At 46.1% G+C, this 24,745-nt stretch carries 22 protein-coding genes; 14 read left to right on the forward strand and 8 right to left on the reverse strand.

The window, feature by feature from the left end:
- Positions 1-354 precede the first annotated feature (354 nt).
- Together U2F10_RS01165 and U2F10_RS01170 are read left to right on the forward strand one after the other, a co-directional pair.
- The gene (locus U2F10_RS01165) at positions 355-1,680 is read left to right on the forward strand and encodes a CopG family transcriptional regulator (RefSeq protein WP_499061539.1); all 1,326 of its coding nucleotides are present in this window, start codon (positions 355-357) and stop codon (positions 1,678-1,680) included.
- A gap of 301 nt (positions 1,681-1,981) precedes the next feature.
- Positions 1,982-2,629, forward strand: a complete 648-nt coding sequence (locus U2F10_RS01170; RefSeq protein ID WP_499865080.1) for an NAD(P)H-dependent oxidoreductase — start codon at positions 1,982-1,984, stop codon at positions 2,627-2,629.
- Between the two features lie 169 nt (positions 2,630-2,798).
- Here U2F10_RS01170 and U2F10_RS01175 read toward each other — a convergent pair whose 3' ends face one another.
- Positions 2,799-3,110 (reverse strand): NfeD family protein, encoded by a 312-nt coding sequence (locus tag U2F10_RS01175; RefSeq protein ID WP_499870255.1) that lies wholly within the window; start codon positions 3,108-3,110, stop codon positions 2,799-2,801.
- 541 nt (positions 3,111-3,651) lie between these two features.
- Between U2F10_RS01175 and U2F10_RS01180 the strand changes: the two genes are divergently transcribed.
- Together U2F10_RS01180 and U2F10_RS01185 are read left to right on the forward strand one after the other, a co-directional pair.
- Entirely contained in the window at positions 3,652-4,359 is a 708-nt protein-coding gene (locus tag U2F10_RS01180) for a LuxR C-terminal-related transcriptional regulator (protein ID WP_499870257.1), read from the forward strand.
- 15 nt (positions 4,360-4,374) lie between these two features.
- Positions 4,375-6,204, forward strand: coding sequence for a CHASE2 domain-containing protein (locus tag U2F10_RS01185; RefSeq protein WP_499870259.1), 1,830 nt, complete (start codon positions 4,375-4,377; stop codon positions 6,202-6,204).
- Positions 6,205-6,688: 484 nt separating this feature from the next.
- Here U2F10_RS01185 and U2F10_RS01190 read toward each other — a convergent pair whose 3' ends face one another.
- Complete coding sequence (locus tag U2F10_RS01190; RefSeq protein WP_499870261.1) at positions 6,689-7,834, reverse strand: transposase; 1,146 nt, start codon at positions 7,832-7,834, stop codon at positions 6,689-6,691.
- A 179-nt stretch (positions 7,835-8,013) separates the two neighbouring features.
- On the reverse strand, positions 8,014-8,736 hold the full coding sequence (nfi, locus tag U2F10_RS01195; RefSeq protein WP_499870263.1) for a deoxyribonuclease V: 723 nt from the start codon (positions 8,734-8,736) through the stop codon (positions 8,014-8,016).
- 65 nt (positions 8,737-8,801) lie between these two features.
- On the opposite strand from nfi, the gene U2F10_RS01200 reads away from it, so the two are divergent.
- Positions 8,802-10,628, forward strand: a complete 1,827-nt coding sequence (locus U2F10_RS01200; RefSeq protein WP_499870265.1) for a lipase family protein — start codon at positions 8,802-8,804, stop codon at positions 10,626-10,628.
- Between the two features lie 12 nt (positions 10,629-10,640).
- Here the strand turns inward: U2F10_RS01200 and U2F10_RS01205 are convergent, their stop codons facing one another.
- Positions 10,641-11,441 carry a Nif3-like dinuclear metal center hexameric protein gene (locus tag U2F10_RS01205; protein WP_499870266.1) on the reverse strand — a complete coding sequence of 267 codons (801 nt, stop codon included), beginning with the start codon at positions 11,439-11,441 and terminating at the stop codon, positions 10,641-10,643.
- On the opposite strand from U2F10_RS01205, the gene U2F10_RS01210 reads away from it, so the two are divergent.
- Positions 11,440-12,708: a Na/Pi symporter gene (locus U2F10_RS01210; protein WP_499870268.1), complete on the forward strand. Its 1,269-nt coding sequence runs from the start codon at positions 11,440-11,442 to the stop codon at positions 12,706-12,708. The two genes, U2F10_RS01205 and U2F10_RS01210, sit on opposite strands and share 2 nt — an antisense overlap.
- 37 nt (positions 12,709-12,745) lie before the next feature.
- On the opposite strand, the gene U2F10_RS01215 is transcribed toward U2F10_RS01210, so the two are convergent.
- Positions 12,746-12,985, reverse strand: coding sequence for a DUF4327 family protein (locus tag U2F10_RS01215; protein WP_163659443.1), 240 nt, complete (start codon positions 12,983-12,985; stop codon positions 12,746-12,748).
- A 405-nt stretch (positions 12,986-13,390) separates the two neighbouring features.
- Between U2F10_RS01215 and thrS the strand changes: the two genes are divergently transcribed.
- The 7 genes from thrS to U2F10_RS01250 all read left to right on the forward strand — a co-directional run bounded on the left by thrS (position 13,391) and on the right by U2F10_RS01250 (position 21,755).
- Entirely contained in the window at positions 13,391-15,190 is a 1,800-nt protein-coding gene (gene thrS / locus U2F10_RS01220; RefSeq protein WP_163701320.1) for a threonine--tRNA ligase, read from the forward strand.
- A 366-nt stretch (positions 15,191-15,556) separates the two neighbouring features.
- On the forward strand, positions 15,557-16,471 hold the full coding sequence (thrB, locus tag U2F10_RS01225; protein ID WP_163659442.1) for a homoserine kinase: 915 nt from the start codon (positions 15,557-15,559) through the stop codon (positions 16,469-16,471).
- Between the two features lie 465 nt (positions 16,472-16,936).
- The gene (locus U2F10_RS01230) at positions 16,937-18,541 is read left to right on the forward strand and encodes an NAD(P)H-quinone oxidoreductase subunit 4 (protein ID WP_163659441.1); all 1,605 of its coding nucleotides are present in this window, start codon (positions 16,937-16,939) and stop codon (positions 18,539-18,541) included.
- A 222-nt stretch (positions 18,542-18,763) separates the two neighbouring features.
- The gene (locus tag U2F10_RS01235) at positions 18,764-19,300 is read left to right on the forward strand and encodes a carboxypeptidase-like regulatory domain-containing protein (RefSeq protein ID WP_499870269.1); all 537 of its coding nucleotides are present in this window, start codon (positions 18,764-18,766) and stop codon (positions 19,298-19,300) included.
- On the forward strand, positions 19,300-19,998 hold the full coding sequence (gene cbiM, locus U2F10_RS01240; RefSeq protein WP_163701314.1) for a cobalt transporter CbiM: 699 nt from the start codon (positions 19,300-19,302) through the stop codon (positions 19,996-19,998). Before U2F10_RS01235 ends, cbiM begins: the two co-directional genes overlap by 1 nt.
- Positions 19,989-20,771 carry a cobalt ECF transporter T component CbiQ gene (cbiQ, locus tag U2F10_RS01245; RefSeq protein WP_499061546.1) on the forward strand — a complete coding sequence of 261 codons (783 nt, stop codon included), beginning with the start codon at positions 19,989-19,991 and terminating at the stop codon, positions 20,769-20,771. Before cbiM ends, cbiQ begins: the two co-directional genes overlap by 10 nt.
- Before the next feature lie 192 nt (positions 20,772-20,963).
- Positions 20,964-21,755, forward strand: coding sequence for an energy-coupling factor ABC transporter ATP-binding protein (locus U2F10_RS01250; protein ID WP_499865083.1), 792 nt, complete (start codon positions 20,964-20,966; stop codon positions 21,753-21,755).
- A gap of 69 nt (positions 21,756-21,824) precedes the next feature.
- On the opposite strand, the gene U2F10_RS01255 is transcribed toward U2F10_RS01250, so the two are convergent.
- Positions 21,825-22,181 carry a hypothetical protein gene (locus U2F10_RS01255; protein ID WP_163659436.1) on the reverse strand — a complete coding sequence of 119 codons (357 nt, stop codon included), beginning with the start codon at positions 22,179-22,181 and terminating at the stop codon, positions 21,825-21,827.
- Positions 22,182-22,347: 166 nt separating this feature from the next.
- Here U2F10_RS01255 and U2F10_RS01260 point away from each other — a divergent pair, with 166 nt between their 5' ends.
- Complete coding sequence (locus U2F10_RS01260) at positions 22,348-22,605, forward strand: hypothetical protein (protein WP_163659435.1); 258 nt, start codon at positions 22,348-22,350, stop codon at positions 22,603-22,605.
- Between the two features lie 150 nt (positions 22,606-22,755).
- Here the strand turns inward: U2F10_RS01260 and rpsD are convergent, their stop codons facing one another.
- Positions 22,756-23,364, reverse strand: coding sequence for a 30S ribosomal protein S4 (gene rpsD / locus U2F10_RS01265; RefSeq protein WP_163659434.1), 609 nt, complete (start codon positions 23,362-23,364; stop codon positions 22,756-22,758).
- 240 nt (positions 23,365-23,604) lie between these two features.
- Positions 23,605-24,492, reverse strand: a complete 888-nt coding sequence (locus U2F10_RS01270; RefSeq protein ID WP_499870271.1) for an aq_1923 C-terminal domain — start codon at positions 24,490-24,492, stop codon at positions 23,605-23,607.
- Positions 24,493-24,745 lie beyond the last annotated feature (253 nt).

Here is a 24,745-nt window from a genome sequence, read left to right on the forward strand (position 1 = left end):
AGTAATACTACTCTTTATAGGTTTTTCTACTCATTTGTGCATTAGAAGTGTGAGCAATCCTTACAAATAAGGTCACTTCCAAATTACCTACGTGTAAATATAATTCAGCTTTAAATAGTCTCTAAACATCAAATAATTGAGAATGAAGTCCTATGGAGCCATTCACTGATAGCAATATACCTATTTAATTACGTAACTTTAAAGCAGTCGGCTTTGGTTAGCCGTGATAAATAGTCATGAATGATTAATACAAGGGCCAGTCTGACCACATTATTTGTATAGATTAATGTTATACCTGTTTATTACGTAACCTAATTCAATAGGTGCTTAGCTGCAGATTCAAGGTAAAAGCACATGCCCTTGTCAGCAAAACCTGATGCTGAATCCTTTAACTCACCCGAGAGCGTATCACCTGTCCCTATCTCCAAACCCAAGCGTGGTCGTCCACCAACCTTGACCGATGAAAGTCAGCGACGCAAACGCCGTAATATTTCTCTCTCTGACAATGCTTGGGAACGTTTAGAAAAGTTAGCTACAAAACTTGGGTATTCCTCAAGAAGCGATCTTTTAGAGCGAATTGGCAAAGAAGAACTGGAGATCATAAAACCCTCTACTCAAAGTATTTCTTCTACCCTGTCTGACATATTGATATATCGAAGATTACAGGGATTATTTTCTCCCCGTAGTGATGTTTTACATTCATTATTCGCCTTCAATTACGCTATTTATCAAAAAATCGATAGCTTACGGACTCAGCCACTGCAGGCGTTGATGGTTAAGGATCTAATAGCGTCTATGTCGGTGGTTTTTCAACACTGTTATATTCGTCCTGATCGCTATGTTAATAGCCTCAGCGCCTTGAGCCGTTTGATCAATTATTGTCTTTTGCTAAACCAGGCTAATTTAGAAAATGAATGGCAGTTACACACAGACGGACCCTCTCTTGCAAAAGATTCATTACCAGATAGCCGTGCCCGTGACTGCTTAGCAAAAATCGGTAGAGCGATGAATCATCTCTCTACCGCCAGCTTTTCGCCACAGTTCACAGCGCTAAGACTCAAATACATTAGCGGTTTTACTGAAGCTCAAATTCAACAAATCTATGAGCTTCAGGGCATGGATTTCTCAATTGAAGAGATTCGCCGTCTTGTGCATAAGGGCTGGACTCAATTTCGTAACCACCGCAATAAGCCCTCTAAGATAGAAACCCCTATAGAATCTGTTGAGATTCCATCAGATGCCACTAAGTATTGCCAATTGTTATGGACATCGCCACTAACCCAGGCTAAAGATCGATATACATTACTGCGGATTCTTGTAAAAGCCACCTATCATGCCCCCCTAAATTTTTGGCTCTGTGAAATTGAGCACGAGTGGAGCATGCATGTCTTAGGTCATCCAACTAAACAGACCCAGGAATGGGCTCAGCTGCAAGCATCCATCCAAAGCCAACTCAATGAGAAGCTACAGACTAGCAAGGATACGCTTGACAAGGAAATGCACTATTGTTTTAGCAGAGCAGAGGCTGTGAAGAATTTAGCCGTTATTTTTGAAAAGGAAACAGGTATTAGTCCTAAAACCGAACTGGGAAAATTCATGGTTCACCTACTGCAAGGGGAAGCTGAAGAGCAGTTTGCGTTAGCGGCACTCAAAAATTTAAGACATTCTAAAAGATCCTAAGCGTTGCAAACGCGATCGCAATCCCATAAAGAGACAACCATAGAACAAACTCTGCCATACAACTGCTATGGCCATTAGGAGCAACTGATACCAAATCCGAATTCATTCAATCCAATTAAAAATGGACAACCCTGTCGGGGCATTCCCTTGTGGATGCCTTTCGATACCGAACGCTATCAGTCAGGATTGCGTATGATATCTCATCAGCATGCCCATAGCGTTAATTCTGGTTGAGTATCTTAGTTGTGTGTTGAAATCCCCCCATAACTGCTATAAAAGCCATGTTGAACCGGTATTTTTCATGGCTGCCCCAAATTTTTCAAGTGAATCTGTCCTCGAAGCCCTTAACTGGCGTTATGCCACCAAGATGTTTGATGCAAGTAAAAAAATTCCAGCAGAGACCTGGTCAGCCCTGGAGCAAAGTTTAGTTTTAGCCCCTTCCTCATTTGGTCTAGAACCCTGGAAGTTCTTTGTGGTGGATGACGTAGCCATTCGACAAAAGCTACTGGAATTTACCTGGAAGCAGTCTCAGGTCCTGGATGCGTCTCATCTGGTGGTGCTCGCCATCAAAACTGGGCTAGACGAAACAGATGTAGATCGCTCGATGGCTCGTATATCAGAAGTCCGGGGTGTGGACCTGGAGTCCCTTCAAGGCTTCAGTAATGTGGTCAAGGGCTTTATGAAGGGGATACCCGATGTTGATAGCTGGTCCACCCGTCAGGTGTATATTGCCCTGGGGCAGCTGATGGTCAGTGCAGCCCTACTGGGTATCGACACCTGCCCCATTGAAGGATTTATGCCGGATCAGTACGACGAAATTCTGGGGTTGCCAGAGATGGGTTATCGCTCGGTGGTGGTGTGCGCTGCCGGATACCGTTTGGACGAGGATAAATATGCCCATTTACCCAAGGTACGTTTTCCTGTAGAGGATAAGGTTCAACATATTTAGAACCTTGTTATCAAAATCAGACCATAACGTAGGGTGTTGTTAACTTAAAAAAAGTAAGCTAAAGATTTTTGCTAGAAAGTGACAAGTTCTTAGTAGCAGAGACTCTGGATTACTAAGAACTTGTCACTTCTGACATTAGAGTAAACAGCATTGCCAAGGGTTACGATTGTTAATCAACTGAAATTATTGACCTAGCCATAGGTAAATAGAGCTGTAGTCGAGTCTGCTGAACACATATGCGATTTGTAGCATTGTGTCGCATCGGAGCGACCAAAAGCGTTAGACTCTCTCTACCTAATACTCGAACCTTAGTTCCAGGCAATATTGGATTGGAACAACTAGGTTGCTTGAGTCTTGCTGGCCAATATGTACCTTGAAAATAAACTTTACCAGATTCGCACCCATTGATTTCTTTCTCAACTCGGGCAAGCAAACTAAAGGCAGGCTCTGCTGACGTCCTTAAAAATGAAGTGATATTCATGATGCATTTCCTCCAGTAACGTTCTCCTAAGGAGAATGCACATAACATATGTCATAGGCCTACAAGATTTCATGCATTCTTAATGTATAGTCAGATGTAATCAATAACATTGACTAGTACCTATAAACGCTTCATTTTATGCACTTTTGTGCAATAGAAATAAGCTGAATATAGCCATTACTAGCCTTATTTAGATGGTTGCATTGCTATTCCTTTGAATAACTCAAGTAAATTTACTCTTGAAGTACCCTTTTGAGGTAGGCGTAGTTTTGAACAGAAGATGCCATTTCAAGAGCGCTTGAGTTATTATCCTGTGTAGCATCTACATACTTGCATCACACTAGTTTTATTAGGATGATTTGAGTACAACGTAATGGCGATAATTAGTAGAAAACGTCGATTTTTTTTACACTAATTGTCGAATCAATATCATCATTAGCCACCAGGGACTTTTAGTAACGAACTTGAAAGCTTATGCAATAGGCTTTCAAAGTTATGTTGCGACTAACCACAGCAACAACTCATAAATTCCTCCAAGGCAATGATTGGGCAAAATCTACCGCAACCTTCAGATGTAACCTTTCTGATTATTGACGACCATGAACTAATCCTCAACGCTACTGCAAACGCACTACAAAATACTTTTCCAAAAGCTAAACTTATAACAGCCTCTACAGCAAAAAGTGCTTATGAAAAAGTACACGAATTTATTCCTAACCTCCTTTTGCTTGATCTTTCAATTCCCTTCTCGGAAAATGCCCCTTCTAAAACTGAAGTAGGATTAACACTGCTTGAGAAGCTCATGGGGCAGAATAAGAGCTTAAACTTTACTGTTCTCAGCAGTCACCTCCAAAGGCTCATCACAATCATAGGCAAAATTGAAAATCACATTGGTGGATTTACTGTAGTTGACAAAAATCAATCTACCTCTGTAATGGTTACTAGAGTTGAGTGGGCTCTCCAGGGCATTACTTACACTAAAGACATTAGAAATATTCGAGCTGGAATTAAGTTAAGACCTGAATGGTTTCAAGTCTTAAAGTTAGCTTTTGAACAAGGATTACAAGATAAAGCTATTGCAGAAGAAATGTCTATTTCCACCCGTACAGTTAGAGTCTATTTTAATAAACTACAGGATGCTTTAGGCATTTATCCAGACAACTATAATGGGCATATCAACCTCCGAATTCAAACAGGCATTGAAGCCCGAAAGATGGGCTTAATTGAAGATGTTGTTGGTGATAACTAGTGAGTTAATCAACCAATGCTGAAAAATCAATTAACACATTTAGCTGTCAAAGCATCCACTGGTTTTTTTATCATAACAGTGATTTTACTATTTCGTCTTTTGGGTATGTTAGAGCCCTTAGAGATAATTTATTTTGATTTTCTTTTAAAGATACGTAAACCAGAACCACAAGATAGCCGAATCATCTTAGTAGAGATTAATTCTGATAACCTTTTTCAAGAAAAAGATTCTTCCAGGCTATTAGTAGCAGATTTAATTTCCTTAATTACTAATATTCAAGAATATCAGCCTACAGTTATAGGTCTTAATATATTGAGTGATCTCGTTGAAGAGTCTAGTACCTCAAAAAAGGAGCTAAGTAATTTTTTAGCGAGTTATGAAAACGTCATAGTTGCAGAAAAAATAATACCTCCCTTCTTTTATCCATTAGCTGATACAGATCCAACAAAGGTAGGTTTTGTTGATGTTGTAATAGATGAAAATGACCTAATTGCTAGACGAATGCTGCTTGCGTCACCAGGTTTTCAACAGCAAGATGAATTCAAGTTTTCATTTTCCCTGCTTGTTTCTAAATTATATCTTCAAGAACAAGGATACACACTCAGCAATGGAGAAAATGATCCCGTTGCCATGAAATTTGGAGACATTGAAATACCAGTATTATTGCCAAACACAGGTGGCTATAGTCGTATTGATGCAGGTGGAATACAAGCTTTAGTTAATTATAGAAATAGCCAAAAGGATACTTCTCCCTTTCGAACAATTAATCTTAATAGTTTTGAACAGCTAAATTTTAGTTCTTTAGATATCAAAGATAAAATTGTCATTATTGGCATAACTAATCCCAGGAAAAGATCTAGATTAGATTCTCCTATCCGATCTCAGATGCATGGCCTACATATCAGAGCTCAGTTTGTTAGTAATATTGTTAGTGCGGTGTTAGATAACAGACCATTAATTAGGACTTGGAAGGAAATATACGAGTATCTTTTTATAATAATTTGCAGTACACCAATATTCATTAGACAGGATTCACTGTTTAAGTTGATTAGAACATCAATACTATTGATATTTATCCTTTTTGTACTGAGTTACGGTGCTCTAGCTTTCTATGGTTACTGGATCACCGCTATTCCATTAGGATTTATTTTTGCATTGAATCCATTTTTTCACTGCTTACTTAAATATCAAGATAATATGCGAAGAAAAGTGATCGAAAGAACTTTTGAAATCATCCATAATGGACCATTGCAAGATCTATCTATCATTTTAAAGAGCACAAGAAAAAAGGAGATAAATCTGCTTGATCTTGAAAGAAAACTAGAAAAACTTAGCCAAGATATTCGAGGCATTGGTGAGGAATTAAGAGGGGAATCACTTGCTTATAAACAAAGTCTATATTTAGACAATTCAGTCCGAGAAGTTCTAGATCTTAAGAATGATCTTCATGAGCTTTTTTATCAAGTTTATGAAATCACTTTAGAACGAGATTTTCCAGGATTCAAAACACTTAAAATAAGTCTAAGATCTTTTGAAGAAATCCCAATAAAAACAGATGATTTTTCTAAAAAGAGAGCACTCTGTAGATTCCTAGAAGAAGCAATTAACAATGTAGGAAAGCATGCTATTAGCCCCACAATATTGGCAGTAAAAGGAGAGTCTCAAGACAATACTTATGTCTTGACCATACAGGATAATGGAGTTATTAGATCCTTAGACAATACTAATCAGTCAGGCCAAGGAACTAAAAGGGCATTAAAACTTGCTAAAACACTAAATGGGACATTTGATCGTAGATTTTCACTTCAAGAAGGTACCATCTGTGAGTTAAAATGGAAGCTGTAAAAAACGACCCTTAATAGGATCATATTTTAAGCACAAACGTTTTAGTTTATTATGAAGTCAGTAAACTTTTTACATCGGGTTCACCCACAGCAATAGTTGGAATTCTAGGTGGCTTTTCTGATGGACGCCCTGTTCCACTTGTTGGTGTATATTCCGTTAAACTGTATTTCAATCTATTTTGTAAATTAGGCAGTAATGTCAAACAATTTAATAGCAGGACTAGCAAGCTTAATCGCAAAAACTTTCGAGGAAACGCATTAGAAGAGGGTTGCATTTTAGATTTCTTACGCTCATTGAAACAAATGAAATCTCATCTATCACACTTGATAGATAGCGAGGTAGACAAACCCTTCTAATTCAATTCTTGTCTGTAGCTAACATTACTAGACTAAGTTCTTGTAATCCGGAGTTTTAGTGATTCGGATATTAGAACCTTTTTACCCAACTTTGAATCATGCTGGACACCTGATTGACTGACAAAAGTTTAGTCAGGATTGAACAGAGTAGTAAAGACCTGAAATTCAAACTGAAAGGACCGTTTTTCATGCTGCCAGCGAGAGGCCATCGCCGGGTCAGGGTCGGTGTTAGATGAGAATAAAACACGATTCACTAGCTGCCAGCCATCGAGTAAGGCCGCCTGAATCCAATCGAGACCAATGCGAAAATAACTGTTGCCGCGAAACCAATGAGTATCAACCCATCGCCGCTTGCCTGACTCAACGACAGCAACGCCCTGCGCGGTCACGTAAAGTGTCGCGAGCGCTAAAATGAAACATAAGCGTGAGAGGTCACAAACCGAACGAATCTCGGACTTTTGCAAATTCCAACCGCTGGACTGCTCATCCTTGAAAAGTTCCTCGATATCGAAGCGTAAGCCATACTCCTGCAATGTTTTGAGCGTAGTGGGTTCATCGCTGACAACGACCCAGAGGTCGCCATTGAGAGGATTGCGACCAACGATGACATGGACTGGCCCATACCACTGTCGTTTGTGTAGTTTAACCGTGTGGAAACAGCGTACGTCACCAGCAGCCAGATGAACTGAGGTCGGTTGTATCCAGCCTCCGGTAGAGCGCCATAACCACGTGTTGCTCTTGAGTCGAATGCGATAGTGCCACCCCAATTGGCCCAGTGCTTGCATTGCATCAGTGTGAATAAATCCTCGGTCCGCCAGCAGAACACCCTTCACGGCCTTCGGCAGGTATCGAGCCGCATGAATTAACATCTCGTGATACTCGCTGAAGCCAACGGTTGCACTCGAATGCCTGAGCACACGCCAAGACAACGGGAGGGCGCGTCCTCGGTGAACCACGGCTAACCGAATCAAACAATACTCATCCCAACACTGGGTAGTGTCCAAGCTCACATACAGACACTCGTCGTCCCAATTCGCCAACGCAGCTTGAATGATGGGCTTGTACAGCCGATGTACATTGATGCGGGGATTCCCGAGCCAGCGACGAATACGACGTTGACGACTCTGCGCGTACTGCCCTCGGCAGGGGATATACTTGGCCCACTTCGTTAGGTTCACTTCACCGGTATGAATCAGCGCGACAACCATCCATAGGCAGGTCGTTAAATGAGTCAGATGTACCCAGTTTGCGCCTTGACCTAGCCAGGCTTTCAAGGCATCGTAGAGACGGGAGTTTTTTTCACAGCGTTTCTATAATTTGAGTGGTATCTAATTCTAGAGTGCTGGGCTCCCGCTTCCTTGTTTATTTTCTACAATCCATAACTGACAGTCACTTTAACACTAGAGACAGTATCTTTTGTCAGTCAATCAGGCTGGACACTTGCTGAGATTAATTAAAATAAGTTCATTTGTTGGTCTTGATTTTTCCTGAAGGTGCCAACCGAGGGCATGGGGCCTCGATTTGACGCTAACCGATCGGCCAACCGTGTGGTTTCTGGCAAACGATACTTAGGCGTACATTGCAGCACATAGTCAACGGCAGTTTCTAAGCTAATGCGGTGTCCTGCGGAAACAAACAGCGGCTTAGTCCCGGTGCGGCTTCTCAGCACAGCTCCAATCCGCTCACCACGATCCATTAGCGGCACCCAGGCTCCTTTGTCAGCAGGTAACTCTCCATGGGTCCCTAGCAAACGAGATTTGGCGACACCAATGGTGGGTTTATCCATCAGCACCCCCAGATGGCTGGCAATGCCTAATCGGCGGGGATGCGCAATGCCTGCACCATCACAGAGGATTAAATCGGGCTCCAGGATTAGCTGCCTCAGGGCATCTAATACCGTCGGCATTTCGCGAAACGATAGCAGGCTAGGCACATAGGGAAATGTCGTGGGGCGATAGGCGATTGCCTGTTCTAGCAGTGTTAGTTCCGGCAGCTGTAAAACCACAACCGCAGCACGAGTGATGGTGCCATCCTGCTCAAAGCCTGCATCAATGCCTGCCACAGTGGTGATTGCTGCAAATTGGTCGGTGGTGATTACCTGGCTGCGCAAACGGTTTTGAATTGCGATCGCACCCCCAGTATCCTGCGGCCAGGTATCAGATACATCAATTTTCATTATCCTTTACAACAAACGAGTTCAGGCTTCGGTAGCATCGAAGCAATTTGGTTCATTAGTAGACTATGGTGCGTTTTTCAGTGAGTATTCTTTCAGTCAGAACAGCAGCACTTATGGGTAGTGTACTGTTGATGGGAGCCGCTCCAGCAACTCCAGAACCTAAGGCAGAAAGCAACATTGCCATCAATCAGGTTGAAGACAGCATTTCGCCACTGCTTGACCATGAAGCTCAGACACCGCAAACCCCAAATGGCGATAGCCTTGAAACCATTGAAGCCACTCAACGGCAATGGTTTTTACGGATTCAGGGGGCATTTGCCGCCGCAGTAGGCCTTAGTGCCATCGCCTTGGCCTATGGTGTGCGTAGTTATAGTAAGTACCACCAATGGCAACGCATTGATTTTCTACGGCGAGCCACACGGGAGTTTGAAAATGATCCTGGTATTTCCAGCGCGTTAAGTATTTTGGCCTTTGAAGAATATCGAGACTATCCGCTCAACATACCTGAGACAGCAGCAGCAAAAAGCAAGACATTTAGGGTAACAAATCAGCTCTTGAACGAAGCTTTGGGCAGTTCTAAAGAGCGAAAAAATCGTAAGGAAAAACTTGATCAATCGACATCTGACCATGAAAAGCAGATATCTGACATAGAAGAGTATTACGCAGAAACATCGATGCGGGACTGGTTTAACCAAATGCTCAACGGTCTAGAGCATTTTGGCTACATGGTTGAATCTAAGGCATTTAGTGTAAAGGAAGTAAAACCCTGGCTCAACTATTGGATCAGGCTAATTGCAGACGAGACCTATCGTCATAACTGTGATTCGAGAGTTTACGATCAGCTTTATAACTACATTTATGACCACGGTTTTGACGGTGTCAGACAGCTGTTTGAAAAGTTTGGTTATCGCATTTTGCGATCTCCCTATAAAGAAGGTGATTTTGAGAAACTAGGAGATGTTAGCCATTACAGCACTAAGCTTGCCCTCAGTTTGGCAAAAGCATCTCGGCTAGTATACGAAGATGTGAGATATGTGGCTAAAATCGCAGAGCTCTGGAAAATCGACATTCGTAATAACTTTCGATATTTCAACGCTAGGAAACGTGATACCCAGGCTTTTATCTTTCGAACTAACGAATGCATGGTGTTAGTATTTCGCGGTACTCAAGAGATCCGTGATTGGACCACAAATTTAGATATGAAACTGCGTAACTTTACAATTCGGCGGGCTGGCAAAACCACCGTATCGTCCTACAAGGGTAAAGTTCACACAGGATTCTTTCTTGGTTGGGCAGATATTGAACGAGACGTTCTCAAACAAATTGAACGTTGGCAAAAGGTCAGTGGTACTGCCGCAAAACTACCACCATTAATCATTACTGGGCATAGTTTGGGAGGTGCATTAGCCACCATGGCTGCAGCATCACTGCAAGAAAATGGTTTTAACGTTGCAGGCTTATACACCTTTGGACAACCTCGTGTAGGCGATCTTACCTTTAGCCGACAACTCAATAAAAACTTGTCAGGTCGGGCTTTTCGCTTTGTTAACAACAATGATGTTGTTCCCCATGTGCCACCGCCGTTTTCATTGCGCAACCCAATGCATCTCTATGGTCACTTGGGAACCGAAAAGTACTTTAACTCAAAGGGATTTTTAGTCGATAACTACAAGGCTATTTACCGAGCCTTTGATGGGTTTATGGGTTTAGTTAAAAGCGCATTCGAGTCAGGCCTTGACTTGATTGCTGATCACAGCATGTCTTACTACATCAGCAACCTGGACCAAGCCATGGAGGATGAGATTAAGGATATTAAAGTGACCAAGCTGGAACAGGATGTGAGCAGGGTGGGCGGTGCAGAAGGACTAAAGCGAGTAAAGAAGAGTGTCTAGACTCTAAATGTCTCACCAAAACTGACGGAAGTCTTCGTCGGTGGTGCTAAGTTGGGTCCAGGTAACGCCCTGTTGCTGAAATTTCTCCACAAGTTTGGCACAGGCGGGGCGCTCGGTGGCATAGTGGCCTGCATCGATCAGGATCAGGTTGCGATCGCGTCCTTCCTGAAACTGGTGAAACTTGCAATCGGACGTCAGATAGGCCTGGGCTCCCGTTGTTGCAACCGCCGACATAAAGCTGGCACCGGAACCACCCAACACAGCAACCCGGTCAATCACTTGCTGTAAATCCGCCGTCAGTGAATGAATTAAATTTGGCGGGTTGAGCTTAGCCTGAATCAACGCCAGCAGCTCATCCAAAGACTGAGCACTTGGCAAATCACCCACTCGACCATAGCCTAAACCATCTTGGGTGGGCACCACCGGTACCGAATTTTGTAGCTGTATCAACTGGGCCAAAACATCAGCCGTACCATCAGCGACCTGATCAAAATTAGTATGGGCACTGTACACCCCAATGCCATGGGTAATGCTGAGACGAACCATATCCCCAACCGCATCCCCCGCTGCCACAGATTTGAGTGGACTAAAAATTAAGGGATGGTGCGCAAAGATAAGGTTAACTGGGGCACCCTCCTCTTTAAGCCGAATCGCCTCGGCCATGACCGCCAGCGTTGGCGTCAGACAGACTAAGACCCCCGCCGGTTGAGACAGAATACCAGGCTGAATTTGCCAGCCACAATTATCCCAAGCCTCCTGCCACGCAGGTGGAGCCCAGGCTTCAACCCAGTTAATTAGCGCATCAACGTTCATGGCAACTTCTTCTTCTCAAAGTGACTCCAATGCTCTTGCTGAAACCGACAAAACAACAGCAGCAGCAACTGATCTATCGTCAACGGCTAATGCAGCCGCTGAAACACTATCCTCAGTAGAAAATAGCCCATTAGAGTCTCAGACACCTAGTTTAGGTCAATCCTGGCTCTACGCAGGCGGTATCCTAACAGCCATTTATGGCCTTTTTGCCTCTATTGATCTACTAAATCTTGGGTTTCAATCGATTTTTGGTCCCCAGATAGAAAGCTGGTTGAACTTAGCCGCCACCCCCTGGTTAGGCCTGTTACTGGGCATTCTAGCCACTGCTTTAGTGCAGTCATCCAGCATTATTACCACCCTATTGGTGGGCCTGGTTGCTGGTGGTCTCCCCTTAGCCACGGCCATTCCCATGGTGATGGGGGCAAATGTTGGCACCACCATTACAAATACCCTAGTCAGCCTGGGCTACCTTGGCAGCGATGACGAATTTGAACGGGGGTTCGCCGCTGCCACCATTCACGACTGCTTTAATCTACTTGCCCTGGTTATTTTCTTTCCCATAGAACTATGGCTGCACCCCCTAGAGCGACTAAGCCAAATACTCTTAGAGCAAAGCAATCAGCTCGCTATTTTTCCCACCAGCGTTGTATCTCCCATAGACTGGCTATTGCAACCCGTCCATTGGGTAGCAGCCTATGGCATTAATACATTGTCCGGACCATGGGATGCTTTGCTGCTATTTGGGACTAGCGTTGGCGGCCTAATGATCTGTGTTACCGCCTTAGGCTGGCTAATGAAACATTGGTTAAGCACCTTTGCCAAGGAGACCATGTATTGGGCACTGGGCCATGGCTCAAAATTGGGTGCTTTACTCACAGGTACAGGGTTGACAGCAGTGCTACAGTCATCCTCCATGACCACCAGTCTAGTGGTGCCCCTAGCAGCCGCTGAAATTACCACATTGGAAAGTATTTACCCATTTGTTTTAGGGGCAAACATCGGCACATGTATAACAGCCCTCATCGCCACTTTGGCCGTTGCCAGCCCAGTGGCATTGCAGCTAGCGATAGTGCACTTAAGCTTTAATTTGGCAGCTGTAATTTTGATTTATGGCATCCCAGCTTTACGCAGTGTGCCTTTAGCCTTAGCACAGCAGCTAGCCACTGCTACACGCAACTATCGTATCGTTGCCATTGGCTATGTCATGGGACTATTCTTCCTGTTGCCATTTCTGGCGCTATGGCTATCCTCAATGCTGTTTGCCTGAGAGCAGATCAACAGAATGACAGACGCCATGGGCAGCCTTACTGCTCTTCTTCCCAACTCTCCACAGCTAGTAAATCGCTAATGGGATCTTGCATAGAAAACTCAAACTCTTCAAGCTCATGCTTCCAGTGCTCCCAGTTATTTCTAAACAAGAACGCTATTTTCCAGAGCTTATCGGTGGACTTGATGACGTCAGATTCTACAAGGGACTTCACTTGACGCTGAAACTTAGCCATTGGATGCAATACCAATGGGGCAGCTGTTGTGGTTTTAGCCATAAACGAAAGGATTTAGTTTTCTGAAAAAACTGTGTCGTACATTAAAAATTCAGGCCCTCAATCGGGGGGCAACGCTAACTAATACACGCGCTGAATTTCACAAGCATCAACGATACCACACCGATTTCCGTTTGGCACAACTCTTTAGAAAGATTGCAACTCAGAGATCGATGTTATTGAACTCTGATACCCTGATAAACCTACATCACCCCACACGATGTTTACTGAATTTGCATGCATATTGCCAAAGCCATAGCGCCTGTCTAAGCTAGGATGCGGCACGTGTCCCAATCAACGGATACATTCGTTGATTGCGAATCAGATTAGCGTTTTAATTTATAAGCTTATAGGGATACCCAGTGTCTTAGCTAATCTGACAGATGTTATCGAACCCGAACAGTTCCTATGGCTGAGTCTGAAAACATATACCTTCCCAAAACGGACGAGTCCGAAGACCTTAAGCGCATTCGCCATACGTTTTCCCACGTGATGGCAATGGCTGTACAGCGTTTATTCCCTAAAGCTCAGGTCACCATTGGTCCTTGGACCGAATACGGGTTTTACTACGATTTTGATAATCCCGATCCCTTCTCTGATAAAGATCTAAAAACGATCAAGAAGGAGATGATCAAGATTATCAAAAAGGATTATCCGGTTGAACGGGAAGAAGTATCGAGAGAAGAAGCGAAAAAACGCATTGAAGCTTTAGGAGAACCCTACAAGCTCGAAATTTTAGATAGTATCGAAGAGCCCATAACCCTTTACCATCTGGGCGATCAGTGGTGGGACCTGTGCGCTGGTCCCCATGTAGAAAGCACGCGCAAATTACATCCCAAAGCCTTTGATCTAGAAAGCGTTGCTGGAGCCTACTGGCGTGGTGACGAAACTAAAGCACAGCTCCAACGCATCTACGGAACTGCCTGGGAAACCCCTGAGCAACTGCAAGAATACAAACGCCGTCGTGAAGAAGCCAAAAAGCGGGATCACCGCAAGTTAGGCAAAGAGCTGGGATTATTTTTATTCTCTGAGGATGTTGGCCCTGGCCTACCGCTTTGGACACCCAAAGGTACCCTGCTGCGCTCTACCCTAGAAGACTTCCTTAAGCAGGAGCAGGTTAAGCGCGGTTATCTCTCCGTTGTCACCCCCCATATTGCCAAGGTAGACCTGTTCAAAACATCAGGCCACTGGCAAAAGTACAGCGAAGACATGTTTCCGATGATGGCGGAAACAGAAGAGGACAAAGCCAATGAAATGGGCTTCGTCATGAAACCCATGAACTGTCCCTTCCACATTCAGATTTACAAAGATGAACTGCGCTCTTACAAAGAGCTGCCTATGCGCCTGGCCGAATTTGGCACAGTTTATCGCTATGAGCAGTCCGGTGAGCTGGGTGGTCTTACACGGGTACGCGGCTTTACCGTTGATGACGCCCATTTATTTGTCACCCCAGACCAGTTAGACGACGAATTCCTCAAGGTGGTCGATCTGATTCTGGCGGTCTTCAAGAGCCTGCAGCTAGACAACTTTAAAGCTCGCCTAAGCTTCCGAGATCCCGACTCTGACAAATACATTGGTTCCGATGACGTGTGGGAAAAATCCCAAAACGCCATCCGCCGTGCCGTTGAAACCTTAGGCATGGAGCACTTTGAAGGCATTGGCGAAGCCGCCTTCTATGGACCGAAGCTCGACTTTATCTTTACCGACGTCCTGGGTCGTGAGTGGCAGTTGGGCACCACCCAGGTAGATTACAACCTGCCAGAACGGTTTGATTTGGAATATGTCGCTGCGGATGGCACCCGTCAGCGTCCGGTGATGATCCACCGAGCTCCCTTTGGGTCGTTAGAGCGTCTGATCGGTATTTTGATCGAAGAATATGCTGGCCTCTTCCCCCTATGGCTCGCCCCCGAGCAAGCACGGCTAATGCCTGTAACTGCTGAGCAGCTGCCCTTTGCTGAGCAAGTAGCTGAGCAAATGCAACAGCTAGGTATGCGCGTTGTGGTTGACCGCAGTGGCGAGCGCCTAGGCAAGATGGTGCGTAATGCTGAAAAGGCGAAAATCCCGGTGATGGCGGTGATTGGTGCTAAAGAGGTTGAGAACAATAGCCTCAGCATTCGTACACGGCAGGAAGGGGATTTGGGGGCGATTTCGGTGCCGGATGTGATTGCCCGATTAAAAGCGGCGTTGGATAGCCACGGGTACTTCTAATCTGGAATACTGATTGCTTGGAACCTTGATTTTAGGACACCCACAAGGGGAGCCCCTACGGGGTGCCTGAATTGCTTGGCCCTCGCCTTTAGGGCACCCACAAGGGGAGCCCCTACGGGGTGCCTGAATTGCTTGGCCCTCGCCTTTAGGGCACCCACAAGGGGAGCCCCTACGGGGGAACGTTTTTGGGGTTACTTGGGGTAATTCTATGGGGTTTGACCTGGTGGGTTTCCATGGGCTCAACCCACCCTACGGGGTATCGGCTGTGTTTGTCTCAGTTAACCCACACCGCCCGTTGGGCCCCTTCCCAAACGGGGAGGCCCCTTGCGGCTTCCTTTCAAACAAGACACTTTTAACCAAATCACAATGCCTCAAACCGCCCAAGTAACAGTCCCCGCAACCACCGCCAACATTGGTCCCGGCTTCGACTGCCTTGGTGCAGCCCTCACCCTCCACAACCACTTCACATTTACCCCTGCCGACACTCTCACCATTACCATCACCGGTAAAGAAGCTGATCGCCTCAGCACCGGCCCCGACAATCTCGTCTACAAATCCTACGAAGCCTTTTATAACCACTTACAAAAAAGCGCCCCACCTGTCCACATTGCGATTGACCTCCACGTTCCCCTATCCCGTGGACTAGGCAGCTCATCTACCGCCATTGTTGGCGGCATCGTCGGCGCAAACCTATTAGCAGGCAGCCCCCTAACTCACAGTCAGCTCGCTAGCCTCGCCACCGAATTAGAAGGTCACCCCGACAACGTTGTCCCCGCCCTGCTTGGCGGCTGCCAACTCGCTGTCCATAGTGAAAATATACCTCTCGCCATCTGCCAACTGCCCTGGCATGAATCCATCATTCCCATCGTCGCCATTCCAGACTTTGAGCTATCGACATCTGCAGCCCGTAGAGTTCTACCCGAAAGCTATAGCCGCGCTGATGCCATCTTTAATACGGCTCACCTGGGTCTACTAACTCAAGCCCTAGCCACTGGCAATGGCGACTGGTTGAGAACAGCACTGTGCGATCGCATCCACCAGCCCTACCGCAAAACCCTCATTCCAAATTACGACGACATCCATCAAGACGCCCTTAATGCCGGAGCTTGGGGCCTTGTCATCAGCGGCGCTGGCCCCACACTATTGACCCTAGCCAGTCCAGAAACCGCACCCACTATCCAGCAAACCCTGGGTAAATCCTGGCAATCAGTCAATATCCCCTATACCGTTCATCAACTCGCCATTGATCACCAGGGCACCCAAGCTAACCTCATTAGCTAAGCCGCATCACAAGTGCCCCCACAGACAGGGTTAGTCACATTACATATTTTTATTTATTCACATTTTTATAAATACAAATTTACATAAATGTGATTGATTACCTCTATATCTTTTTTTTATGTGTGATGCTCTAACATCTTGCCAAGAGCTTTATATATCTGGCCGATTAAGAAAACAAATGATTTTTAAGACTTTAGACCTTATCAAAAGTTAACCAAATTACATATACTGTGACTGGGCGTATTTCAATAGGTATTTTTCCTCATTGCCGTCCGGTTAGTTAGCCTAGTTTTTCTTTAGTACATCGTGCTCCTGAATTCCTCCGACCTCTTCGACCAAGGCCGCCGCGAAGACAGTAGCTCCCCTGACAGGGGGTACGTTGTAAACAACAAGCCTTTTCGCTTCAAGCTAGACCAACTGCCTCTCGGCAAAATGCGCCTCTACGAGTTGTACGCATGAGTTGGCATGATTGTTGAACACTTTCCGTGGTTAACAGCGCTAGTTATTTTCCCCCTCCTAGCGGCTATCCCTATTCCTTTGCTACCAGATAGCGAGGGTAAAACTATCCGCTGGTATACCCTTGGCGCTTGCTTGGCCGAACTGAGCCTCATTTTTTATACATTTGCTAACTACTACGATCTCAATCAGACCGGCTTACAGCTAGTTGATAACTTTGCTTGGGTTCCTCAAATCGGTCTTAACTGGTCACTGGCGGCTGACGGTCTGTCCATGCCTTTAGTGATTTTGAGCGGACTAGTCACAACGCTGGCAGTGGTTGCTTCCTGGAATATCACCATGAAGCCCAGGCTTTATTTTTCACTGCTGCTGCTGATGTACAGCGCCCAGGTCGGCGTTTTCTTGACCCAAGACATGTTGATGTTCTTCATCATGTGGGAGCTAGAACTCGTACCGGTCTATCTGCTGATCTCTATCTGGGGCGGTCAGAAGCGTCTCTATGCGGCGACTAAATTTATTCTCTACACGGCTATCGGCTCCATCTTTATTTTGTTGGCAGCTCTGGCAATGGCCTTCTACGGTGACAATCTCACCTTTAACTTCAGCGAGCTGGCTGCTAAGGAATATTCGTTACCGATGCAGCTGCTGACCTACACGGGCTTTTTGATTGCCTTTGGCGTCAAGCTACCGGTCTTTCCATTTCATACCTGGCTACCGGATGCCCATAGCGAAGCCCCTGCGCCTGTGTCCATGATTTTGGCAGGTGTGCTGCTGAAAATGGCAGGCTATGGCCTTATTCGTATGAACATCGAGATGTTGCCGGATGCCCATGTTTACTTCGCACCCATCCTGGCAATCCTTGGCGTAATTAACATTGTCTACGCTTCTTTAGCAGCCTTTGGTCAGGACAATCTCAAGCGCCGCATGGCTTATTCATCTGTGGCCCATATGGGATTTGTCCTCATCGGTTTGGCAGCATTTACTACCTTGGGTATAAGCGGTGCTCTGCTACAGATGATTTCCCATGGTCTGATTGCGGCAGTTCTGTTCTTCCTCTCTGGGGTGGCTTACGAGCGTACTCACACCCTGGCGATGGACAAAATGGGTGGCATGGGCAAAGCCATGCCCGTGGCCTTCGGGATGTTTACTGCCGGTGCCATGGCGTCTTTGGCGCTGCCCGGTATGAGTGGTTTTGTGGCTGAGCTAGCTGTCTTCCTTGGGTTCTCCACCAGTGATGCCTATAGCACCTTATTTAAGGCAATCATCGTAATTTTGGCTGCTATCGGTGTGATTTTGTCTCCGATTTATCTGCTGTCCATGCTGCGTCGCATCTTCTTTGGTACTCCTGGTGAGCTGGAAATTCCCAACAACACCTCCTGGGATATCAAGCCTCGCGAAGCATTTGTGGCTGTCTCTTTGCTAGTGCCCATCATTGGCATCGGTTTGTACCCTAAGTTGGCGACTCAAACCTACGATGTGAAAAGCACTGAAATTGCTAGCCGTGTGCAGAATATTCGGCTTGCTCAAGATGCAGACCACGGTCCTTTTTATGCCCAGGTTCTAACTGCACCTGAACTGTTGGCAAGTCGGTTGTCGAACACAAGCATTCGATAGGTAAGAAATGTTGCCTGGCTCGACCCTCTACTGTTAACTTCTTTATCCCTTGCTCAGGGTTAATTGAGTCTTCCAATTTTCTTTAAAGTCGCTGGTGTTCTCCATTGGGCACCAGCGACTTTACGATTTTGGGACTTTAGTTAGCCCATGTCCCCCCCTGGGGCATTGAACCCATAAAAGAGAAGACGCTTAACTAATTGGGGAAATTCCTTATGTGCATCTATGGTGGGTTCAGCTAAACAATACTCAAGGGAATCTTCCTTTAGTTTGAATGGGCGATGGCTATTGTGGTTATGGTGGCTCAATGGTTTGGGGTTGGCATTGTTATGGGGGCAACCGGGCTGGAGCCACGGTGCGATCGCAACCGTTACCCAAACCTTTTCCGTCGAAGCCAGCTATTCTTCTGGAGAACCCATGGCTTCAGCCCAGGTGGTGGTTTACAGGCCTGACAACCCCGATGAGCCTTGGTTAACGGGACAAACCGATGAACAAGGGAATTTTGAATTTAGTCCTGACACAGAAGGCGATTGGGAAGTTGTTATTCGGCAAGCGGGCCATGGTACCACCGTCAACGTTCCCGTCACTAATCAGGCGGTGGCACAGGTAGAAAATCCTCAAGCTGTCGCCAGGAGCACAACGGCTCTGGTATCGTCATCGGAACCATTGACTAATCCCCTACAACGCTGGGCCAGTGCTGGAGCCGCACTGTGGGGCCTGATCGGGACAGTTTTATTTTTTTCGCGAGGTAAACAGTCTTAGTGCATATTCCAGATGGTTTTGTCCCCCCCCAACTGTGCATCATCGGGTATGGTGTCAGCGGGTTTGTTACCTGGCAATGTCTGCGAAAAATTAACCGGCAACCCAACCCGACGGCCCAAATGCCCAAAGCGGCTATGCTGACAGCGGCCTTTTTTGTTGCCTCATCCATTCAGATCCCCCTCCCGCCCATGACCCTGCATCTGGTGCTCAGTGGACTACTAGGAGCAATTTTGGGCTATTACGCTTTTTTAGCGATCTTGATTGGTTTATTTTTTCAGGCCTTATTTTTAGGCCACGGCGGGTTGTCCACCCTCGGATTAAACGCCATCATCATTGGTGTACCGGCCTTAGTGGGCCATGGCATTTTTCAATTGCGGCATTGGTTGCCCCGCTCTATAAAACCATCAATGCGCTATGGTCTGAGCGGATTTTTAGCGGGAGCTGTTGGCATGGCACTGGCGGTGATCATTTTTATCAGTCTGCTGACTTTCACGGTGCCTGCTGGCTTTGATGTCGCCACTGAACGGGCAGCCCTGTTCACCCTGGCGATCGCCCATGGACCCTTGGTGATTGTTGAGGGCATTTTTACTGCACTGCTGGTGACATTTTTACAGCGGACAAAACCAGAATTGTTGACCGGCTTAGATATCAGACCCGTTGAGCCCATGCCCTCATCGGGAGAACAACTATGCGACTAACCCTCGACTCTTATACAGCATTGCAATCTCCCCTGCATCGCTGGTGGCCCCGTAGCAAATTAGTCGGCTTAGGGCTGTTAATGCTGGGCTTTACCAGTGTGCAACAGGTGCAGCTGGTGCCAATTTGCTTATTGGTGACCGCTGTGCTGTATATGCTCTCCGGGTTACCCTGGTCATTTTTGCGATCGCGCCTCCGCTATCCTGGGCTCTTTGTCCTGGGCATGGTAATCGCGTTACCCCTGTTATCAGGCAGCACCATTCTCTGGCAGTGGGGGCCCCTCGCCATCCGACAAGAAGGCCTGATGGCCATGGGTTTAATTGCAGGGCGATTTCTCTCTATCGTCACCATTGGCATGCTGTTATTGGGCACTACCCCACTGTTAAAACTGATTGATACATTAGTCTCCCTGGGGTTGCCAACATTAATGGCAGAAATGGCACTGCTGGCCTATCGATATTTATTTGACATTGCCGACCAGCTCGCCATTTTACGTCAGGCCATGCGGCTGCGAGGCTTTCAACCAGGGGGTAATCGTCAAAGTTGGCAACAATTGGCAGCCGTAACTGGCACGTTATTGGTGCGCAGCTATGAACAATCTGAGCGGGTGTACAAAGCCATGCGACTGCGAGGTTATAGTAATGGTCGTAGCAACATGTCCTCTCAGATTCAAGGCTGGGGGCGTGCCCCTGACATTGCAGCCATTGGATTATGCGCTACCATTGCTCTGATTTTAATGAGTCTGCAAATTTGGCCAGTAGTTCCTGGGGGATAGGTTAGTTTTGAGTTCTGAATGGCCCACTCAATTTTGATCACATCCAAGATCTCCGTTGAAGTCTATTCTTCCTCATTTTTATAAATCTTAATTCTCTAAACAGATTCTCCAACTTAAAATTCAACATTAAAAACTTGACATTCATTTCAATCTCTCTTCAAAGCACAAACGCCCACTCTCTGAGTAGTATCTATGACGTCTCTGCTACCCAAGAAGCCAGTAGCACCTGCTGTTTTTCCGGCTATAACAGCAGCGATTGCCATTGAGCATCTTTGTTTTTCCTATCCTGATCGGCCCCAGATACTTGATAATATCTGCATACAGGTTACTCCTGGCGAACGGGTGGGGATTATCGGCCACAATGGCTGTGGGAAAACCACCTTGTTTATGCTTCTCTGCGGAGCGCTTACCCCCATGTCTGGCACTGTGCGACTGATGGATAAACCTGTTGTGACTGGTGGGTTTAATCCTCAAATTGGATTGTTGTTTCAAAACCCCGACAACCAATTATTTTCTGCATCGGTACGAGACGATATTCGTTTTGGCCCAGCAAATATGGATCTACAGCCCCAACAGGTAGATGAGCGAGTAGATGCAGCAATTGCTTTGACGGGGTTACAGCCTTTAGCTGAGCGCCCTCCCCATCACCTATCGGGTGGAGAGAAACAAATGGTGGCCATTGCTGGTCTCTTGGCCATGAATCCCCAGATTGTTTTATACGATGAGCCTACCGCCAGCCTTGATATCCGCAGTCGACGACGTTTGATCACCTTTATGCAAGGCTTGCAACAAACTATGGTAATTGCTTCCCACGACTTAGAGTTTTTGTTGGAGGTTTGCGATCGCACCCTGATCATGTACCAAGGTAGAATTGTTGCCGATGGTCCTCCCAGAGAGATTATGGGAGACAATGACTTAATGCACACCTATGATTTAGAAAAACCTCACTCGCTGATTCCCCACGTCATCGATCACCACACATAAGAGATTTTTCGTAGGGGCGTACGGCGGTTGTTGCTAGAGGGCGCAAGGCGGTGCGCCCCTACAGGTTTTCTATTCGGAATGGCTCACCTGTCCGTCATGTTTGGTGGCAGCCGCAAACGTCTCTTCAAAAAATGTTGCTGTTTTTTCTAAATCAGTGCCACCTTTAAGGCGATAAAATGCCAGCGCACGGATTACGGCTTGGTCGCGCTGGATCACCCGCACTGCCCGTGAAGCCCCCTTTTCCGCTTTATAGGGATTATCAATCCATAGGGCATCGCTCAAATTCAAGGCTGCCACTAAAGGTGTAGCAGTTTCTGTCTTTAGGCGCTCAGCGATCGCAGCTGGCAAATCCGCCAGTGCTTCTGCTTCGGTTAACTGCTGAGCACGGCTGAGTAAGGTTTGGAGTCTTTCTGTATCTATGCTCATCAAGCTAAGAATCCATGCGGTTGTAAGTCAATATTTTACTTGGCATTGCTAATCCAAACTATGATTTTCTTCTCAAAAACTTCACACACTACCCGAAACCCTGACCCCCATCCGTAACGTCACGTAGGCTAAGAATAGAATCACTCTCGCATCTAGGCGTCCATTCATGGCATTTCCGAGAATTTACTCAGAGCAACACTATTCGTCAGCCGTGACCACTGCTGTTGCCGATCTTCTACAGAGCTACCGAGGTTATCAAATTGATGTTCTGCGACAGCTCCCCTGTCATGAGCGCGATACTCGGGCCTACGAGCTATGGATTACAGCCTGGGATAGAAACGAAGACCGCTATGAGTTTATTTATGAGCTACGCATTGGCGTGGTCCAGGGCGAGCTGATTGTCTTGTCGTGGATGCCAGTGTAGACAAAGAGCTATCGGCTATTGGCGGGGCTATTAACCATAAATAAAACCCCTAGGGCTGACGGACCTCAGGGGCTAATGGAAATTACTAAACTAGCGCGGTAAGAATACAGCAGGGTATGCCTAAAGTATTCAAGTAGAGCGACAGTAGGTCTACGCTTTACGGGAGTAGTACTCAACTACGAGTAGTTCGTTGACGTTGAGGGCTATCCATTCACGTTCGATGATGCTGTTCACCTTAGCTTCGAGCTTGGCTTTATCAAACTCAAGGTGAGTGGGGATATTCGCCAAACCAGGAAATTCAAGGTTTGCTTCCACTAGCTTCTTCGAAACATCTTTAGGGCGAACACCGATGACATCACCAGGACGGCACTGGTAGCTAGGGATGCTAACAACGCGACCGTTGACGGTGATGTGACCGTGGTTAACGACTTGGCGAGCAGCGGGGATCGTAGGTCCCATACCCAATCGAAAAATAGTGTTATCCAAGCGCATTTCTAGCTGCTGCAGAATTACCTGCCCAGTAGAACCACTGGCACGACGTGCTTTTTTCACATAGCGCAGTAGCTGACGCTCAGTCACACCATAGTTATAACGAAGCTTTTGCTTCTCTTCTAGACGAATACAATATTCGGACTTTTTCTTCCGCGCCTGACCATGTTGACCAGGGGGATAGGCCTTACGGGCAACTTTCCGGGTTAAACCGGGTAGTTCACCCAAGCGGCGAGTAATGCGAAGGCGAGGACCTCTATATCGCGCCATGTAGCGTTTAGCTCCTTTGTAGGAATATTCCAGTCCCCAATTATAGGAGATGAGGTGACTCAACGCCATAGGAATTTGAGACGACTATATCTGGAGCGCAACTAACATAGCCCCAAGCCTTGAGCTGCCGCTGTCTACAGGAACACGAAATGGTTGATTGCAATCCTAACCTACCTCTTCCTAATCGGCGAACAATGCGTTCCGGAGTATGTCCAGCGGCATCTGTCCACCACCAATTGCCTAAAAAGATTTAACCTCAATATTAAGCTTATCCATCCAATCATCAGGATTCTCAGTCATCAGATTCATCAACTGCATTGGCTGCTCCGGCTTAGCCGAAATACTAAACCCCTTCGGATTTTCAATAAACGCAACCACCTCATTCACCGCATCAGCTGCCACCTCATTATCAGGCGACACCAAAAACTGACTGGCACCCATAAGCTGACTGGTTAACTGAGCCTTAAACTCATCCACACTTTTACCATCCTCAGCCGCCATCGATGCTAACAGCTTCTCCGCAAACGAATTATCCCGATAGGTAATTTCAAAACTGTGGAAAATCGTATCCATGTTAGTAGGGGCCACATCTTTTGACTCAACGTCTTCCATGTCGACATTGCCCAGCTTCATATTGACAACCAAATCTCCCACCTGATCGGCACTAACCTTAAACGTTTCGACACTCATCTCACGCTTGGCCTGGTTGTACCGATACTTTGTATCAATATCGAAACTTAGCGCAGTGTCATAACCAGCCCTCTGCAAAAAGTCAGCCATTTCTAACTGTTCCGGCTGGTTTAAGTCCACCACTATCCCCTGAATTGATGCATCAAACACCGTGGGCACATCTGATTTTTCATCAATATCACGGATGATAACTTTCTTGATAGTGACCTCAGAGGGATCATCCTTAGACGTGATCGTAATATCTTTGACATGGACATCCTGGGCCAGGGGTTTGAAGCTAATATCCTTGTACTCAACAGCCAGGTTCTCCTCTTCCATGCTGTCAATTAATTTGTTTACCTTGGCCTCGGCGACTTTAGTGCCGTAGAGATTTGCACCGAAGTATAGGCCAACAGCAAGAACACCTGCACCAATTCCGGCAATTGCTAGCTTTTTCATAAAGAAGGATCACTGTTTTAATCACTGTTACCTACATCAGTTACCTACATCAGTGAACCCAACTTTTCCTAAAAGGCTCTAATGACTGTAGCTATGGAGCTAGAGCTCAATATACACCATTGCTTCTTCCTGGAGGGGAAGAAGTATTGACTATTGTCAGATGACGGTCGGGGCTTTGGGGTGAACCAGTCAGGATGATTTCTATGAAGTGACCTCAGTCAAATAAGTGACCTCAGTCAAATTTTGTTCAATC

Source organism: Leptothoe sp. EHU-05/26/07-4 (genome assembly GCF_043421015.1).
GTDB classification, from domain to species: Bacteria; Cyanobacteriota; Cyanobacteriia; order Phormidesmidales; family Phormidesmidaceae; genus Leptothoe; species Leptothoe turfae.

What these genes read in the sequence shown, in the direction of transcription:
- U2F10_RS01165 (WP_499061539.1), top strand. Translation starts at nt 355, where the DNA reads ATGCCCTTGTCAGCAAAACCTGATGCTGAATCCTTTAACTCACCCGAG.
- U2F10_RS01170 (WP_499865080.1), top strand. Translation starts at nt 1,982, where the DNA reads ATGGCTGCCCCAAATTTTTCAAGTGAATCTGTCCTCGAAGCCCTTAAC.
- U2F10_RS01175 (WP_499870255.1), bottom strand. Translation starts at nt 3,110, where the DNA reads ATGAATATCACTTCATTTTTAAGGACGTCAGCAGAGCCTGCCTTTAGT.
- U2F10_RS01180 (WP_499870257.1), top strand. Translation starts at nt 3,652, where the DNA reads ATGATTGGGCAAAATCTACCGCAACCTTCAGATGTAACCTTTCTGATT.
- U2F10_RS01185 (WP_499870259.1), top strand. Translation starts at nt 4,375, where the DNA reads ATGCTGAAAAATCAATTAACACATTTAGCTGTCAAAGCATCCACTGGT.
- nfi (WP_499870263.1), bottom strand. Translation starts at nt 8,736, where the DNA reads ATGAAAATTGATGTATCTGATACCTGGCCGCAGGATACTGGGGGTGCG.
- U2F10_RS01200 (WP_499870265.1), top strand. Translation starts at nt 8,802, where the DNA reads ATGGTGCGTTTTTCAGTGAGTATTCTTTCAGTCAGAACAGCAGCACTT.
- U2F10_RS01210 (WP_499870268.1), top strand. Translation starts at nt 11,440, where the DNA reads ATGGCAACTTCTTCTTCTCAAAGTGACTCCAATGCTCTTGCTGAAACC.
- U2F10_RS01205 (WP_499870266.1), bottom strand. Translation starts at nt 11,441, where the DNA reads ATGAACGTTGATGCGCTAATTAACTGGGTTGAAGCCTGGGCTCCACCT.
- U2F10_RS01215 (WP_163659443.1), bottom strand. Translation starts at nt 12,985, where the DNA reads ATGGCTAAAACCACAACAGCTGCCCCATTGGTATTGCATCCAATGGCT.
- thrS (WP_163701320.1), top strand. Translation starts at nt 13,391, where the DNA reads ATGGCTGAGTCTGAAAACATATACCTTCCCAAAACGGACGAGTCCGAA.
- thrB (WP_163659442.1), top strand. Translation starts at nt 15,557, where the DNA reads ATGCCTCAAACCGCCCAAGTAACAGTCCCCGCAACCACCGCCAACATT.
- U2F10_RS01230 (WP_163659441.1), top strand. Translation starts at nt 16,937, where the DNA reads ATGATTGTTGAACACTTTCCGTGGTTAACAGCGCTAGTTATTTTCCCC.
- U2F10_RS01235 (WP_499870269.1), top strand. Translation starts at nt 18,764, where the DNA reads ATGGTGGGTTCAGCTAAACAATACTCAAGGGAATCTTCCTTTAGTTTG.
- cbiQ (WP_499061546.1), top strand. Translation starts at nt 19,989, where the DNA reads ATGCGACTAACCCTCGACTCTTATACAGCATTGCAATCTCCCCTGCAT.
- U2F10_RS01250 (WP_499865083.1), top strand. Translation starts at nt 20,964, where the DNA reads ATGACGTCTCTGCTACCCAAGAAGCCAGTAGCACCTGCTGTTTTTCCG.
- U2F10_RS01255 (WP_163659436.1), bottom strand. Translation starts at nt 22,181, where the DNA reads ATGAGCATAGATACAGAAAGACTCCAAACCTTACTCAGCCGTGCTCAG.
- U2F10_RS01260 (WP_163659435.1), top strand. Translation starts at nt 22,348, where the DNA reads ATGGCATTTCCGAGAATTTACTCAGAGCAACACTATTCGTCAGCCGTG.
- rpsD (WP_163659434.1), bottom strand. Translation starts at nt 23,364, where the DNA reads ATGGCGCGATATAGAGGTCCTCGCCTTCGCATTACTCGCCGCTTGGGT.
- U2F10_RS01270 (WP_499870271.1), bottom strand. Translation starts at nt 24,492, where the DNA reads ATGAAAAAGCTAGCAATTGCCGGAATTGGTGCAGGTGTTCTTGCTGTT.